General features: G+C 49.9%; 11 protein-coding genes and 1 tRNA gene. 8 read left to right on the top strand and 4 right to left on the bottom strand.

The genetic code is table 11. The features are described 5' to 3' along the window. Positions 1 to 366 (top strand): hypothetical protein, encoded by a 366-nt coding sequence (locus AC2YIT_RS22175; RefSeq protein WP_487280634.1) that lies wholly within the window; start codon positions 1 to 3, stop codon positions 364 to 366. 84 nt (positions 367 to 450) lie between these two features. After that, positions 451 to 1074, top strand: coding sequence for an OmpH/Skp family outer membrane protein (locus tag AC2YIT_RS22170; RefSeq protein WP_430843817.1), 624 nt, complete (start codon positions 451 to 453; stop codon positions 1072 to 1074). 72 nt (positions 1075 to 1146) lie between these two features. Here the strand turns inward: AC2YIT_RS22170 and AC2YIT_RS22165 are convergent, their stop codons facing one another. From AC2YIT_RS22165 to AC2YIT_RS22150, 4 genes are all read right to left on the bottom strand, one after another. After that, on the bottom strand, positions 1147 to 1734 hold the full coding sequence (locus AC2YIT_RS22165) for a Uma2 family endonuclease (RefSeq protein ID WP_487280633.1): 588 nt from the start codon (positions 1732 to 1734) through the stop codon (positions 1147 to 1149). 126 nt (positions 1735 to 1860) lie between these two features. After that, positions 1861 to 2613 (bottom strand): succinate dehydrogenase/fumarate reductase iron-sulfur subunit, encoded by a 753-nt coding sequence (locus AC2YIT_RS22160; protein WP_430845342.1) that lies wholly within the window; start codon positions 2611 to 2613, stop codon positions 1861 to 1863. Between the two features lie 76 nt (positions 2614 to 2689). After that, the gene (locus AC2YIT_RS22155; protein WP_430843815.1) at positions 2690 to 4678 is read right to left on the bottom strand and encodes a fumarate reductase/succinate dehydrogenase flavoprotein subunit; all 1989 of its coding nucleotides are present in this window, start codon (positions 4676 to 4678) and stop codon (positions 2690 to 2692) included. A gap of 49 nt (positions 4679 to 4727) precedes the next feature. Next, a complete protein-coding gene (locus AC2YIT_RS22150; protein ID WP_430843814.1) occupies positions 4728 to 5399 on the bottom strand; it encodes a succinate dehydrogenase cytochrome b subunit in 672 nt (223 codons plus the stop codon). Between the two features lie 291 nt (positions 5400 to 5690). On the opposite strand from AC2YIT_RS22150, the gene AC2YIT_RS22145 reads away from it, so the two are divergent. The 6 genes from AC2YIT_RS22145 to AC2YIT_RS22120 all read left to right on the top strand — a co-directional run bounded on the left by AC2YIT_RS22145 (position 5691) and on the right by AC2YIT_RS22120 (position 15296). Beyond that, positions 5691 to 8597: a T9SS type B sorting domain-containing protein gene (locus tag AC2YIT_RS22145; RefSeq protein WP_487280632.1), complete on the top strand. Its 2907-nt coding sequence runs from the start codon at positions 5691 to 5693 to the stop codon at positions 8595 to 8597. Positions 8598 to 8883: 286 nt separating this feature from the next. Continuing rightward, positions 8884 to 11736: a T9SS type B sorting domain-containing protein gene (locus AC2YIT_RS22140; protein ID WP_487280631.1), complete on the top strand. Its 2853-nt coding sequence runs from the start codon at positions 8884 to 8886 to the stop codon at positions 11734 to 11736. A gap of 93 nt (positions 11737 to 11829) precedes the next feature. Then, positions 11830 to 12708 carry an ACP S-malonyltransferase gene (gene fabD / locus AC2YIT_RS22135; protein ID WP_487280630.1) on the top strand — a complete coding sequence of 293 codons (879 nt, stop codon included), beginning with the start codon at positions 11830 to 11832 and terminating at the stop codon, positions 12706 to 12708. A gap of 66 nt (positions 12709 to 12774) precedes the next feature. Then, positions 12775 to 12845 (top strand) — tRNA-Gln (locus tag AC2YIT_RS22130). Positions 12846 to 13092: 247 nt separating this feature from the next. Next, positions 13093 to 13698, top strand: coding sequence for a TetR/AcrR family transcriptional regulator (locus AC2YIT_RS22125; RefSeq protein WP_430850863.1), 606 nt, complete (start codon positions 13093 to 13095; stop codon positions 13696 to 13698). 98 nt (positions 13699 to 13796) lie between these two features. Further along, a complete protein-coding gene (locus AC2YIT_RS22120) occupies positions 13797 to 15296 on the top strand; it encodes a lipopolysaccharide biosynthesis protein (RefSeq protein WP_487280629.1) in 1500 nt (499 codons plus the stop codon). The last annotated feature ends 9 nt before the right edge of the window (positions 15297 to 15305 follow it).

The following is a 15305-nucleotide window of genomic DNA, read 5'->3' as shown; positions in this document are numbered from 1 at the left end:
ATGAACTTCCTCATCATAGCCGTTCTTTCGGCATTGTTACAAATATTCGCTCCATGGTGGATAATCGCCATTGTTCCTTTCGTAATCGTGCTATGGCGCCCATCCAGGCCTTCCGGCTCATTCTGGGCGGGTTTCGGCGGCATTGCCGTCCCCTGGCTGCTTTACGGGTACTATCAGCATTTCATCTCCGACGGCGCCCTCTCCGACCGGGTTGCGAAGATATTCATGTTGCCGAATGGCATCCTCCTTTTGCTGGTGACGGCTCTTGTAGGGGGTCTTGTGGGCAGTTTTTCGGGGCTGTCCGGATATTGGGTACGGCAGATCTTCCGAAGGCGTCCTGTACCTGTGTCCGGTCCTATTTCGTAAAGCGCTCGCCCCGGCCTTATTCATTGTACTTAAACACAAATCATTATCTTTGCGGCTCGTTCAAAAACAATAAACCTTAAAAACGTGAACAACAATACTTCATTGATCTGGAACGTCGTCCTTTCGCTTGCTGTGGCGGTGTTATTCTTCCTTCATTTTTCAAGCAAATCGTCAGACACCGGCGCAGCTGCAGATGGTGCAGTAGTGGCAGGCCGCCGCACTGTTTACGTTCAGGTGGATTCACTTCTGAAAAACTACGATTTCTTCAAGGATACCAGAAAAGAGCTTGAAAACAAGAATTTCCAGCTTGAAAACGAGCTGACCACCAAAGGACGCTCACTGCAAAATGAAGTAGCTTTCTTCCAGCAACGCGCCGCTACCATGACTCCCGAGCAAGCTCGTTCTACCGAGGCTCAACTCATGAAAAAGCAGCAGGATCTGATGGCTTACCGCGATCAGTCGGCGCAAGCACTGGGCCAGGAAGAGGCTAAAAAGAACGAAGAGCTTTATAAGAACATCCGTGCCTACATCGAGAAATATAACAAGGAAAACCAGTTCGAATACGTACTCGGCTACTCCCTGGGCGGTGGCATTCTGTTCGCAAACCCATCCCTGGACGTGACCCAGAAGATCATCGACGGTTTGAACAAAGAATATAAAAACTCAGGCAAAGCAGCCGCTCCGGCTGATACTACCAAGAAGAAGTAGTATTTCCTGAATTGTATAAAAGAGCGAAGCAGACGATCCGAGGATCGTCTGCTTCGCTCTTTTAATGTAAAATTAATATGAAATTTTCAGCTTATTCAAATCGAATTGAAACCCTGGCAGCACATTTTCTCCTGATAATTGCTGATTAAAACCATTTAAAATCTCAACATCCGCATTAGCTCGATAAACGAAAACCATTTCCTCAAACGGATCAATGAGCCAGGCCAGCTTACAACCATTTCCAATCCATTCCGTTTCCACTTTCCTTTGAATTGTTTTCAAATCATCATTTGTCGAGAGTAGTTCTATCACGAAATCAGGACATACTGGCGGGAATTTTACTTTTTCCGCCTTAGTCAAACGCGCCCACCGTTCTGCTGAAACCCATGCAACGTCTGGGGATCTGACGGAAGTATTGGGTAGGCGAAAAGCGGTAGAAGAATCGAACACAAATCCCAAATTCGCAGCAAGGTGCCAATGCATCAACCAATAGTTAATGATCGAGTTCAACATTCCAGTAACTCCGCCGGTATTCGACATAATATAGATCGTTCCCTCGCTATCCCTCTCTATTTTGAGTTGATCATTCTCCCTGCAAAATTCATAGAATTCATCGTCGTCAAGACGCAGGGGCTTGTATCTCAATTCTATCGTATCCATGTTGTTGTTTCCTTACCTAATGCAATATAAACATTTTGAAACACTAACAGATCCAGGCCATGCCTCTCAAAAACAAAACAGGGCAGCCGGAAATCCGACTGCCCTGCGCTTTGCATTGAATATATTTTAAACCGCCGAAGAAGAGAACTTCGCGCCGATGTACTCACGGTTCATGCGGGCGATGTTTTCGAGGCTGATTTCTTTGGGGCATTCTGCCGAGCAGGCACCGGTGTTGGTGCAGGCTCCGAAGCCTTCTGCGTCCATTTGAGCGACCATTTTCTCGGCGCGGATGCTGCGTTCCGCCTGTCCTTGCGGCAACAATGCCAGCTGGGAGATTTTGGCAGATACAAAAAGCATAGCAGAGGCATTTTTACAAGCTGCTACGCAAGCGCCGCAACCGATGCAAGCCGCCGCTGCAAATGCGTCGTCCGCTGCCTCTTTCGCAATTGGAAGCGAGTTAGCATCCTGCGCATTACCCGTGTTGACAGAAATGAAACCACCGGCAGAGATCACGCGGTCGAATGCGTCACGGTCTACCACGAGGTCCTTGATCACCGGGAATGCCTGTGCTCTCCAGGGCTCTACCACGATGGTATCACCGTCTTTGAACGAACGCATGTGCAGCTGGCAGGTAGTTACCCCACGCAGAGGCCCGTGCGGACGGCCATTGATATACATCGAACACATCCCGCAAATGCCTTCGCGACAGTCGTGGTCGAATGCAACAGGTTCCTTTCCTTCTTCGATGAGCTGCTCATTGAGGACATCGAACATTTCAAGAAATGACATATCGGGGGAAACGTTGTCCAGCTTGTAGTCTTCGAAACCTCCCGCTGCGTCTTTATTGCTTTGTCTCCACACTTTCAGAGACAACCTCATATTTCCTTCCATACCTATATTCTTTATTTCTGATACAACTTTTTAGCGTGGCATAAATCCTGCCACCGGAGGTTTCTTATTTGTAGCTGCGTTGAGCGATTTTAATGTTTTCGTAAACGAGTTCCTCTTTGTGAAGCTCCCATTGCTCAGGTCCCTTGTGTTCCCAGGCCGATACGTACATATAGTTTTCGTCGTCGCGCAATGCTTCGCCTTCTTCGGTCTGGTATTCTTCCCGGAAGTGGCCACCGCATGATTCATTGCGGTTCAGAGCGTCGATACACATCAGCTCGCCCAGTTCGATAAAGTCTGCAACACGGTTCGCTTTGTCGAGTTCAGGGTTGAAGTAGTTGGCAGTACCCATTACTTTCACATCCGACCAGAAGTCTTTTCTCAACTGACGGATTTCTTCGATCGCCTCTTTCAAGCCCTGTGCATTACGCGCCATACCACATTTTTCCCACATGATCTTACCCAAACGGCGGTGGAAAAGCTCGGGAGAAGTTTTACCCTGAATGCGCAGCAGCGTGTCGATGCGCTCTTTCACCTCTGCTTCCGCTTTCACGAATGCTTCGTGGTCGGTAGAGATTTTTCCGGTACGGATTTCGCTCGCCAGGTAAGCACCGATGGTGTAAGGGATCACGAAATAACCATCGGCCAGCCCCTGCATCAATGCCGAAGCACCGAGGCGGTTGGCACCGTGGTCGGAGAAGTTGGCCTCTCCCAGCGAGTACAAGCCCGGAACGGTGGTCATCAGGTTGTAGTCAACCCAAAGCCCGCCCATGGTGTAGTGCACCGCAGGATAAATACGCATAGGCACTTCGTACGGATCTTCACCCGTGATTTGCTTATACATATCGAAGAGGTTACCATATTTTTCTTTCACAACTGCCTTACCCCAGGTGATGATATCCGCATCGGAGGCATTGTGGATATTGTTCTTGTTGGCTTCCGCACGTCCGTAACGCTCAACCGCCGCGGCGAAATCTAGGTAAACGGCCAATTTGGAGGCTCCCACCCCGTAACCGGCGTCACAACGCTCTTTCGCTGCACGGGAAGCAATGTCACGCGGTACGAGGTTACCGAATGCAGGGTAACGGCGTTCGAGGTAGTAATCACGCTCGTCTTCGGGAATTTCGTTACCCGGGCGGTTATCGTCCTTTTTCTTGGGGACCCAGATACGTCCATCGTTACGTAGCGACTCCGACATCAGTGTGAGTTTCGACTGGTGCTCGCCCGAAACGGGAATACACGTAGGGTGAATTTGGGTAAAGCAAGGGTTACCGAAGAATGCACCGCGTTTGTGAGCCTTCCATGCCGCGGTCACGTTGCTGCCCATGGCATTGGTAGAAAGGTAAAACACATTTCCATAACCACCTGTACAAAGCAGTACCGCGTGGCCACCATGTCTTTCGATCTCGCCTGTGATCAGGTTACGTGCGATGATACCGCGGCATTTGCCATCGATATTCACGACGTCGAGCATTTCGTGGCGGTTGTACATTTTTACAGTACCCATACCTACCTGGCGTTGCAAACCTGAATAGGCTCCGAGCAACAGCTGCTGGCCAGTTTGGCCCGCTGCGTAGAAGGTACGCTGCACCTGCGTTCCACCGAATGAACGGTTGGAAAGCAAACCGCCGTATTCACGCGCGAAAGGCACACCCGCCGCTACGCATTGGTCGATAATGTTCCCCGAAACTTCGGCAAGGCGGTGTACGTTCGCCTCACGCGCACGGTAGTCACCACCTTTGATGGTATCATAAAAAAGACGGTAAACCGAGTCACCGTCATTCTGGTAGTTTTTTGCTGCATTGATCCCTCCTTGTGCGGCAATAGAGTGCGCACGGCGTGGAGAATCCTGGAAACAGAATGCTTTTACTTTATAACCGAGCTCGGCGAGCGTAGCAGCGGCAGAAGCACCGGCAAGTCCGGTCCCTACGACAATGATCTCGAGATTACGTTTGTTCGCAGGGTTGACAAGCGGAACGGACGAGCGGTATTTGCTCCATTTACTTTCGAGTGGTCCTTGTGGTATTTTGGCATCCAGACGAGATGAAGTTGCCATATATCAAATATTATTTAATCGAAAATTTAGAAATGAGACGCTATCGGGATTACTTCACCCAGCCGAGGTAGATCGAGATCGGCATTAATGCGAAGAGGATCGGCACGATGATGGAAAATGCAGTTCCTATGAATGAGATCGCACCATTGTATTTCACGTGGTTTAGACCCAACGATTGGAATGCACTTTTGAAACCGTGGAGCAAATGCCAGAAAAGCGAAATGCAACCGAGTACATAAATCAGTACCACAACCGGGTTCTGGAATGTTTCGAGCATCATCTGATAGAGGTTCAGTTCTTCGCCTGTGGCAAACTGGTTGGAACGGTTAGGAATCCAGAAATGCGAGGTGTGGATCACAAGGAAAATCAGAAGCAATGTCCCGAGCAAGCCCATGCTGCGTGAGTACCAGGTGCTGTTCGCTGCTGCGTTGTTGACAGCATACTTTACCGGACGGGCGTCACGGTTACTTTTCCAGAGCATCAAACCATCAACAATATGGATGATGAAGCCCGCAATAAGGCCTATTTCAAGCGTACGTATAATCGGGTTGGTACCCATGAAATGCCCCCAATGGGAGAAAGTCTCTCCGCCATCATTATAAAAAATCATTGCATTGATGGTGGCATGAACAACCAGAAAGCTAATCAGAAAAAGTCCGGTAAGAGCCATCAGAAGTTTTTTACCGATAGAGCTCGTTAACGTTTGTGAAAACCACGACATAATCAAAAACGAATGGTTTTAGTGCAAAAAAATGAGGTATATTTAGAACCTTTCAAAGGTATATCACAAACGTTAGCGAGGCAAAGAATCCCTTTCATTTTTGCAAATCGCCCTGTTTATTTATAATCATTATTAAGAATTATTTAGACTGATTAGTCTTTAAAAAAGCAAGCCCCTCATTCCGAAGGGCTCAGGGCATTCTTTCCAACTATTTTGTAACCGAATAGCACACATTTTCAAACATGTGTTTCGTTGAGTTGGTACATAGCCAAACGATCAACGAACCTACCCATGCCCAAGCCTCTATTTTTCCGGATTTTGGTTGTTTTCCTGATGCTGACAGTGCCATTCGGCCAGGCTTTTGCCACACACTTTCGGGCGGGGGAGATCACGGCGAGAAGGCTCTCGCTCACATCGCCTACCTACGAAATCAAACTGACGGGCTATTTCGATATAATTAGCGGAAAAGGAGCAGCCGACGCGCAGCATAAGGTCATTTTCACCATCAATAACGTGAAGGGCACTGGGGAACCTCAATTTGTTGAAGCACCCAGGATTCTTCCCATCGTCGATATTGGCAACAATACCACTCAAAACGTTTATATAGCCATTTACACGTTTCGATCGGTGGGCGCCTACCGCATCTCCGCCGAAGCGGATGCTCGCAATGAAAATGTACTGAATATCGGGCCGAAGCCAACCAAAAGCCTCAACTTTTACGTTAGCACCACGCTGGAAATTAACGCCGCTTTTGGCCTGAACAGGACGCCCATTCTCCGCAACGCTCCTATCGACATCGCTGCTGTGGGCCAGCGTTATATTCACAACCCTGCGGCATTCGACGCCGACGGCGACAGCATTTCTTACCGGATGTATGTCCCCCAGCAAAGAGGAACTGATGGCATGGGCGTGAACCTCATATACAATGACCCTAACCTGACAACCCCACCCGGCCAAACCGAGACCGGGGCTTCTCCGGCAACATTCAGTCTGAACCGTGTTACCGGCGATCTGATATGGGACGCACCTGTGACCAAAGGCTATTATAACGTGGCATTTGTGGTGGAAGAATGGCGCGACGGAACGCTTATCGGGCAAATCGTCCGCGATATGCAGATTATCGTCGAGGACGCCCGAAACGACCGGCCTGTTTTGACCCCGTTGAAGGATATTTGCGTCGAAGCAGGAACGCTGATTAACCAAAAGGTCGTAGCGACCGATAAAAACGGTGACAAGCTGACGCTAACATCCGCAAGCGGTACGTATGATGCTACATTAGTCAAACCTCCGCTGGCCACTTTCACTGTGGCCAATCAAGGTGCTCAGGGCAGCGTAACCGGGACATTCTTGTGGCAGACATCCTGTGACCATATCCGGATGGGCCCTTACGGCGTGCTGTTCAAGGTTGAAGACGGCCCGCCTCCCACTTACCCAAATCCCTCGCTATTCAGGAAGCTCACCGACATGACGTCATTTAATATCCGGGTCTACGGACCGAAACCTACGGGATTGAGGGGCACAGCCGTGTCCGATCCTACCGGAACCGCTTACCGTCTCAACTGGGATGCTTATAAATGCCAGGTCACAGGCGCTAAAATTGCTATCTACCGCGCTGAAAAATGTACTGACCTTCAAGAAGATGTGTGTAGTCCGGGCATTCCTGCCGGCTCGGGTTATGAAGAAATCGGAAGGGTCGATATTAACCAGACCACATTCCTGGACAACAATGGCGGCGAAGGACTCCGTCCGGGTGTTTCCTATTCCTACCGCATCGTGGCCCTGTTCCCAAGGCCAGGCGCCAGCCCCACAGACCCCGGTTACCTGATCGGCGGGGGGGAAAGCCTTGCTTCCGCCGAGTATTGCCTCAACCTCCCATTGGCCATGCCGGTCATTACCAATGTGACGGTTGATTCCACCAGCACCACCAGAGGGCAGATCACCGTCAAATGGATCAGACCTGCTACTGCAACCGGACTACCCGCTCAGTACCGCCTGTACAGGGCTACCGGACAGAATGGTACTGTTTTCACCAAAATCGCCGACATCAACACCAACCTCACACCAGGAGCGGCCGACACCCTTTTCGTCGACAAAGGATTGAATACTGAGGCCAATGCCTACAACTACAAACTCGAATATTATACCACGGTAAACGGCCAGCTTACCAAGTTCGACGAAACCGAAACCGCCAGCTCGGTCAGGCTCGAACAGGCTGCCGCACAACCCAACCAGGTAGGACTGAAATGGACCGCGCTCGTACCCTGGGATAATGCAAACCGCGTGCACCGGGTCTACCGGGAGGATAAGACGAAACCGGGTACTTTCAACCGCATTTATGAAGTAGCTGTGAAGGGACCACAGACATTTACCTATGTCGATGACGGTACCGATAAATATGCCACCGATGGAACCGTGAATGTGACCATCGTGAAGGACTCTACCTATTGTTATAAGGTAGAAACTGTCGGTTCCTATAATAACAGCCAGATCAAACCATCACTCCTTTATAACTTCTCGCAGATACTCTGTGTATCATCCTCGGATACCACCAAGCCATGTCCGCCGGTGCTCACCCTCGACCCGCTTAATTGCGATTCGCTCAGGGCACATCCCGAAGCTTTTTGTACCCCTTCCGGATTTACAAATCATCTCACATGGGAATACCCTGCCCAAGTGGGTGGAAAGGAATGCGACCCGCTCGTGACTGCTTACAGGATTTATTATGCAAGATATGAGGGCGATACACCGGCATTGATCGCCACCGTAACCACCCCGCCTTCACCCCTGCAAACCAGCTTCGACCATACAGGGCTCACTTCATTTGCAGGATGCTATTATGTGACGGCCGTCAACCGGTTCGGAAGCGAAAGTGCGCCAAGCAACACCGTCTGCCGCGATAACTGCCCGATGTTTGTGCTGCCAAACGTATTTACACCCAATGGCGACAACAAAAACGATACTTTCCAGCCCCTGGAATGCCCCGCATTTGTCCAATCACTGGAATTCAAGGCTTACAACCGCTGGGGTGCGCAGGTGTACTCCACCAGGGATGTCAACATCAACTGGGACGGTAAAACCAACGGCGGAAAAGACCTCGCAGCCGGGCAGTATTATTATGAAGTAAAAATCTATTTCGAATCTTCTAAAAAACAAGGCACAGAGACCAGCATGAAAGGCTGGGTACAATTGCTGAGATAGCGATACAAAATCACATCAGAGCGCTATTTGTGCTGCGTTGGGACTTTGTTACAATTCGTATATGATTTATAAAGTTGTTTTGTATGTTTACAAACCGACACATTATATTCATTCTCAAAGCACACATTTTTACCCGAATTTTCGTTGATTTAACGTACCTGACAGGAGAAATGGCACCGCCATTACCTCCCTATCATTATTAGCTCGACACAGATTTATGCGCTCTGTTTTACGAATCCCATTATACTTATTCTTCCTGGCTTTGCTGTGTAATGGCTTCCAAGCCATGGCTACACACATACGCGCGGGTGAGATTACTGCCCGCAGGCTTACTCCCGCCGGCTCACAAATCCATACTTACGAGATAAAGCTTACCGCCTATTTTGACATGCAGAACGGTGAGGGAGCCGCTAATGCGCAGAATTCGGTGTTTTTCACTATCGGACCTGTTAAAGTCGGTGACAATACCCAAGTTGATGTAATAGAAGCGCCTCGTATGCAACCAATCCCAAACATTGGAAACAACACAACGCAGAACACTTACATTATCAACTACACGTTCCGCAGTGCCGGGAAGTACCGTATTTCCTTCGAAGAGGACAACCGGAACAACAACGTGCTCAACATCGGCCCTCCGCCGACGCAGAACCTGAACTTCTACGTGAGCACGATCCTGGAAATCAATTCCAACTTCGGAAAGAACCAGACGCCCGTCCTGCTCAATGCGCCGATCGACGTGGCGGCGGTAGGACAGCGCTACATTCACAACCCCGGCGCATTCGATGCCGATGGCGATAGCCTTGCCTATCGGATGTTTGTACCCCAAAGAAGCGGTGTAAAAGGCTCGGGGATCAATTTGCAATACAAGGACCCTAATATGGTAACGCCTCCCGGATCTACGGAAGCTGGCGCATCACCTGCCACTTTCAGCATTAACAGGATCACCGGCGACCTTATCTGGGATGCGCCTGTCACGAAAGGATATTATAATGTCGCATTTGTCGTGGAAGAATGGCGCGACGGCTCACTTATAGGCGAGATCGTCCGCGACATGCAGATCATCGTTGAGGACGCCCGCAACGACCGGCCGGTAATTAAGCCGATACCCGATATTTGCGTCGAGGCCGGTACATTGATTAACCAACCTGTGACAGCTACCGACAAGAATGGTGATAAACTCACGCTCACATCGTCGGGCGGTGTTTATGAAGCATCTCTGATTCCCCCGGCCGTTGCGAAGTTTACAGTTGCCAATCAAGGCGCTCAGGGTACTGTCAACGGTTTGTTCACTTGGCAAACCTCCTGCGCCCATATCCGCCTGGAAGCTTACGACGTGCTTTTTAAAGTGGAAGACGCACCGGGTCCGAACGTTCCCAACCCGTCTCTGTTCCGGAAACTTGTTGATATGACCACGGTGAACATTAAGGTCTACGGGCCGAAACCGACCGGATTGAGGGGCACAGCCGTTTCCGACCCTACCGGAACCGCTTACCGCCTCAACTGGGATGCCTATAAATGCCAGGTCGCTGGTGCCAAAATCGCTGTTTACAGGGCGGAAAAATGTACCGACCTGCAAGAAGATGTGTGTAGCCCAGGCATTCCCGCCGGCTCAGGTTATGAGGAAATAGGAAGGGTGGACATTAACCAGACCACCTTCCTGGACAACAACGGCGGCGAAGGACTCCGTCCCGGTGTTTCCTACTCCTATCGCATCGTGGCCATGTTCCCGAGGCCAGGCGCCAGCCCCACAGACCCCGGTTACCTGATCGGCGGGGGGGAAAGCCTTGCTTCCGCCGAGTATTGCCTCAACCTCCCATTGGCCATGCCGGTGATCACCAATGTGACAGTCGATTCCACCAGCACCACCAGAGGACAGATCACCGTCAAATGGATCAGACCTGCTACTGCAGCCGGGCTACCCGCCCAGTACCGCCTGTACAGGGCCACCGGACAAAATGGCACTGCTTTCACTAAAATCGCCGACATCAACACCAACCTCACACCGGGAGCGGCCGACACCCTTTTCGTCGATAAAGGATTGAATACTGAGGCCAATGCCTACAACTACAAACTCGAATATTATACCACGGTAAACGGCCAGCTTACCAAGTTCGACGAAACCGAAACCGCCAGCTCGGTTAGGCTCGAACAGGCTGCTGCACAACCCAATCAGGTAGGACTGAAATGGACTGCGCTCGTACCCTGGGATAATGCAAACCGCGTGCACCGGGTCTACCGGGAGGATAAGACGAAACCGGGTACTTTCAACCGCATTTATGAAGTAGCTGTGAAGGGACCACAGACATTTACCTATGTCGATGACGGTACCGATAAATATGCCACCGATGGAACCGTGAATGTGACCATCGTGAAGGACTCTACCTATTGTTATAAGGTAGAAACTGTCGGTTCCTATAATAACAGCCAGATCAAACCATCACTCCTTTATAACTTCTCGCAGATACTCTGTGTATCATCCTCGGATACCACCAAGCCATGTCCGCCGGTGCTCACCCTCGACCCGCTTAATTGCGATTCGCTCAGGGCACATCCCGAAGCTTTTTGTACCCCTTCCGGATTTACAAATCATCTCACATGGGAATACCCTGCCCAAGTGGGTGGAAAGGAATGCGACCCGCTCGTGACTGCTTACAGGATTTATTATGCAAGATATGAGGGCGATACACCGGCATTGATCGCCACCGTAACCACCCCGCCTTCACCCCTGCAAACCAGCTTCGACCATACAGGGCTCACTTCGTTTGCAGGATGCTATTATGTGACGGCCGTCAACCGGTTCGGAAGCGAAAGTGCGCCAAGCAACACCGTCTGCCGCGATAACTGCCCGATGTTTGTGCTGCCAAACGTATTTACGCCCAATGGCGACAACAAAAACGATACTTTCCAGCCCCTGGAATGCCCCGCATTTGTCCAATCACTGGAATTCAAGGCCTACAACCGCTGGGGTGCGCAGGTGTATTCTACCAGGGATGTCAACATCAACTGGGACGGTAAAACCAACGGCGGAAAAGACCTCGCGGCTGGGCAGTATTATTATGAAGTAAAAATCTATTTCGAATCTTCTAAAAAACAAAGCGTACCTGTGACCATGAAAGGATGGGTGCAGCTGCTGCGGTAGATCCTTTTTTCTTTCACATTCAAGTATTTCCTTTGTAGCCCGGTTTTTTTACCGGGCTTTTTATTTCATCATGAATAACCATAAATCATCCATATGAAAACGGCATATGTTTTCCCTGGTCAGGGCTCGCAGTTCAAAGGAATGGGTCTGGACCTTTACCAAAGCTCCGATTCCGCCAAGGCACTTTTTGAAAAAGCGAATGAAATCCTCGGTTTTGAGATTACGAAAATCATGTTCGAAGGCACCGACGAGGAGCTGAAACAAACCAATGTGACCCAACCGGCGATATTCATCCACTCCGTAATCCTGGCGAAAATCGCGCCTGACTTCGCACCGAACATGGTAGCGGGCCACTCGCTTGGCGAATTCTCCGCCCTGGTTGCAGCCGGAGCCCTTTCTTTCGAAGACGGCCTCTCGCTCGTGGCAAAACGTGCGGCAGCCATGCAGAAAGCCTGTGAAATCCGTCCGTCGACGATGGCTGCGATCCTCGGCCTTGCCGACAATGTGATCGAAGAAATCTGCGCTGGCATTACAGATGAAATTGTCGTACCGGCAAATTATAACTGCCCGGGACAAGTGGTGATTTCAGGAACTATCGAAGGTGTAGAGCGCGCCAACGAACTTCTAAAGGCCGCGGGCGCAAAACGTGCTTTGGTACTCCCCGTGGGAGGTGCATTCCACTCGCCGTTGATGGAATCTGCCCGTGAAGAACTTGCAGCGGCCATCAACGCGGCGCAGTTCGAGCAGCCTATTTGCCCGGTTTACCAGAATGTGAATGCAAAGCCAGCCACCGAAGTAGCCGTTATTAAAGAAAATCTGATCTCGCAGCTCACGGCTCCGGTAAGATGGACGCAGTCTGTGGAGCAAATGGTGGCCGACGGCGCAGAGATCTTTATAGAATCAGGACCGGGCAAAGTTTTGCAAGGCCTTGTAAAAAAGATCGCTAGCAACGTTGAGCTAAAAAGTATTTAATTTTTTTTCTAAAAAGCTTGACACGTTACGATGCTCCCATTACTTTTGCACCACTGTTTACGGTTTTGGCCGATGGTGTAATGGTAACACAGGACATTTTGGTTGTCTTATTCAGGGTTCGAGTCCTTGTCGGCCAACAGTAATCGAAGAGCTCATTTTTCAATGAGCTCTTTTTTATTTCCCCACGGTTACCATTCCATCCTTAGAATATTTCCAAATTTCAGACGCGCAATATCCATTTAATAGCATTTCCATCCTTTTGCGACTCTACGGTGACATTAAGAAACTGTTTTTAAAATTTTGGTTACTTAATGTAACTTTTCTGCTATAAAATTTGGATATGAAATGTTACATTTACTATGTTTTAACCTAAACAGCACCCATATGAAAGTAGAAAAAGTAAAAAAGCGTGATCGCGAGCGCACGAAGAGTAAAATACTCAAGGCGGTCGGCGAAGTAATTGAACAACATGGCACCGAAAAAGTGGGCGTAAACTTGATCGCCCGCACTGCCGGAGTCAACAAAGTACTGATTTACAGATACTTTGAAAGCGTAGACGGCCTGATGGAACAATACGTCAGGTCGGGAGAGTACACGTCAACCCTCAGCACAGATTACATTGACAACATTCCGGAGCTAACACCGGAAGAACGGAACAAAGCTCTCACGTCCCTCATGCACACTTTCACCAACGATCTGCGCCAGCGCAAAGCCACGCGTGACCTGCTCCGCTGGGAAATCGGAACCGGAAAGTCGATGCTTTCAGACGCCCGCAACCAGATTGCGACGCGTATCCTCAACAAAATAGGCGACCTGCCCTATTACAATGACACCAGCGCGTTAATCGCATTCATTTCAGCAGGCATTTATTTTTTGACTATCTCCTCTGATTATCGTGAAAAAATGCTTGACGTAGACCTTCAAACAGATGAAGGCTGGAAGCGTATCGAGCATGTAGTTGACAGTATTATCTCGGATGTCCGGGGTTGACGATAAAAAACCGCAGGCCCTTCCCCTCAAACGGGAAGGGCCTTTTCCTTTTATTGGCAGTTACTCTCCTATATTTGCGAAGGAAAATCCCGCATTGAATGAGCGTACTGAAAAAACTGGCCAGTGAAACCGCCACTTACGGCATCAGCACCATGCTGGGCCGCTTTTTGAACTACCTGCTGGTGGCCCTGCATACCAAGCTTTTTGAACCTCAGCAAATCGCCGCACAAGGGCAGCTCTTCGCTTACGCCGGACTGGCGCTCGTACTTTACACGTTTGGTATGGAAACGGCGTTCTTCCGCTTCGCACGGGAGGAAAAGGATCGGAAACAGTATTACGACCTCATATTAAGCGCGGTGATCATGGTCAGCCTGCTCTGCTCCACGTTCATGTTCGTCTTTGCCGGGCCTATCGCCGAACTCATCAAATACCCCGATTCCGCTTCCATTGTGCGTATGTTTGCCATCATTATGGCGACCGATGGCATTGTTTCGATCCCGTTTGCGAGGCTGAGACTGGAAGGTAAGGGTAAAAAATTCGTGATCATCCGGGTTACCAACATTCTCATCAACATTTTCCTGAATTTATTCTTCCTGCTTGTTTGCCGCGACATTCATGCCGGGAAATACCTTACATTCCTGCAACCGGCCGTAGATCTGTTTTACAATCCACTGCACGCCCCGGATTACATTGTACTCGCCAACCTCATAGCCAACCTGGCATTCTTCTGGATGCTCCGCAAGGAATTCGCCGACTTCCGGTTTGTATTCAACAGCAGCCTTTTTAAACCGGTCTGGGTTTACGCATTTCCGGTATTGGTCATGAATATCGGCGGTGTGCTCAATATGCTTTTCGACCGGGCATTCATCCAGTTCCTGCTCCCCGAGGGCTTCTACCCCGGCCGCAGCAACGAAACCGCCATCGGTATTTATGTGCAATGCTACAAGCTGTCGATCTTCATGAACCTGGCCATACAGGCGTTCAAATACGCCGCAGAGCCGTTTTTCTTCTCCAAGGGCGAGGACAAGAACGCGCCCCCGGTATTCGCGAAGGTTACCAAGTATTTTATCATCATATGCGTGCTCATGTGGGTGGGCATATGCCTGAACCTCGATCTTTTCGCCGAGTTGTTCCTGAAAAAGAAGATCTACCACGAAGGCCTGGGTGTAGTACCCTGGCTTCTGGCGGGATATTTGTTCCTGGGCGTATATTACAACCTGGCAACCTGGTTTAAACTGACCGACAAAACTGAATACGGAACCTGGCTCACCCTCACAGGCGCAGGCATTACCATCGCAACGAGCTTCGTACTCGTACCGCAAATCGGCTATCACGGATTTGCGATCGCATTCGCATTGTCGGGCTTTGTGATGCTGGCCCTTTGCTATTATTTCGGGCAAAAGTATTACCCCGTGCCGTACGATGTGACATCGGCGATCGGCTATATTGGCGGAGGCGCGTTGCTGATCTATGCCTCTTCTTTGTTTAAAATACCAAATTTGTGGATTTCTGTGCCTGTGCACATGGCCATATTCGCGGTATGCGCGGCCGTAGTGTTTTTGGTAGAAAAGAGAAACATTCCTGCACTCCGGCAGTAACCCGACCGG

The sequence above is a fragment of the Dyadobacter sp. SRI_021 genome (assembly GCF_057586235.1).
The sequence above is the reverse complement of the archived record's forward strand: the minus strand, read 5'-3'. Positions and strand labels throughout refer to the sequence as shown.

Bases quoted from the DNA above. Each gene is read 5' to 3' on its own strand.
- AC2YIT_RS22175 (WP_487280634.1), top strand. From the start codon at position 1: ATGAACTTCCTCATCATAGCCGTTCTTTCGGCATTGTTACAAATATTC.
- AC2YIT_RS22165 (WP_487280633.1), bottom strand. From the start codon at position 1,734: ATGGATACGATAGAATTGAGATACAAGCCCCTGCGTCTTGACGACGAT.
- AC2YIT_RS22160 (WP_430845342.1), bottom strand. From the start codon at position 2,613: ATGAGGTTGTCTCTGAAAGTGTGGAGACAAAGCAATAAAGACGCAGCG.
- AC2YIT_RS22155 (WP_430843815.1), bottom strand. From the start codon at position 4,678: ATGGCAACTTCATCTCGTCTGGATGCCAAAATACCACAAGGACCACTC.
- AC2YIT_RS22150 (WP_430843814.1), bottom strand. From the start codon at position 5,399: ATGTCGTGGTTTTCACAAACGTTAACGAGCTCTATCGGTAAAAAACTT.
- AC2YIT_RS22145 (WP_487280632.1), top strand. From the start codon at position 5,691: ATGCCCAAGCCTCTATTTTTCCGGATTTTGGTTGTTTTCCTGATGCTG.
- AC2YIT_RS22140 (WP_487280631.1), top strand. From the start codon at position 8,884: ATGGCTACACACATACGCGCGGGTGAGATTACTGCCCGCAGGCTTACT.
- fabD (WP_487280630.1), top strand. From the start codon at position 11,830: ATGAAAACGGCATATGTTTTCCCTGGTCAGGGCTCGCAGTTCAAAGGA.
- AC2YIT_RS22125 (WP_430850863.1), top strand. From the start codon at position 13,093: ATGAAAGTAGAAAAAGTAAAAAAGCGTGATCGCGAGCGCACGAAGAGT.
- AC2YIT_RS22120 (WP_487280629.1), top strand. From the start codon at position 13,797: ATGAGCGTACTGAAAAAACTGGCCAGTGAAACCGCCACTTACGGCATC.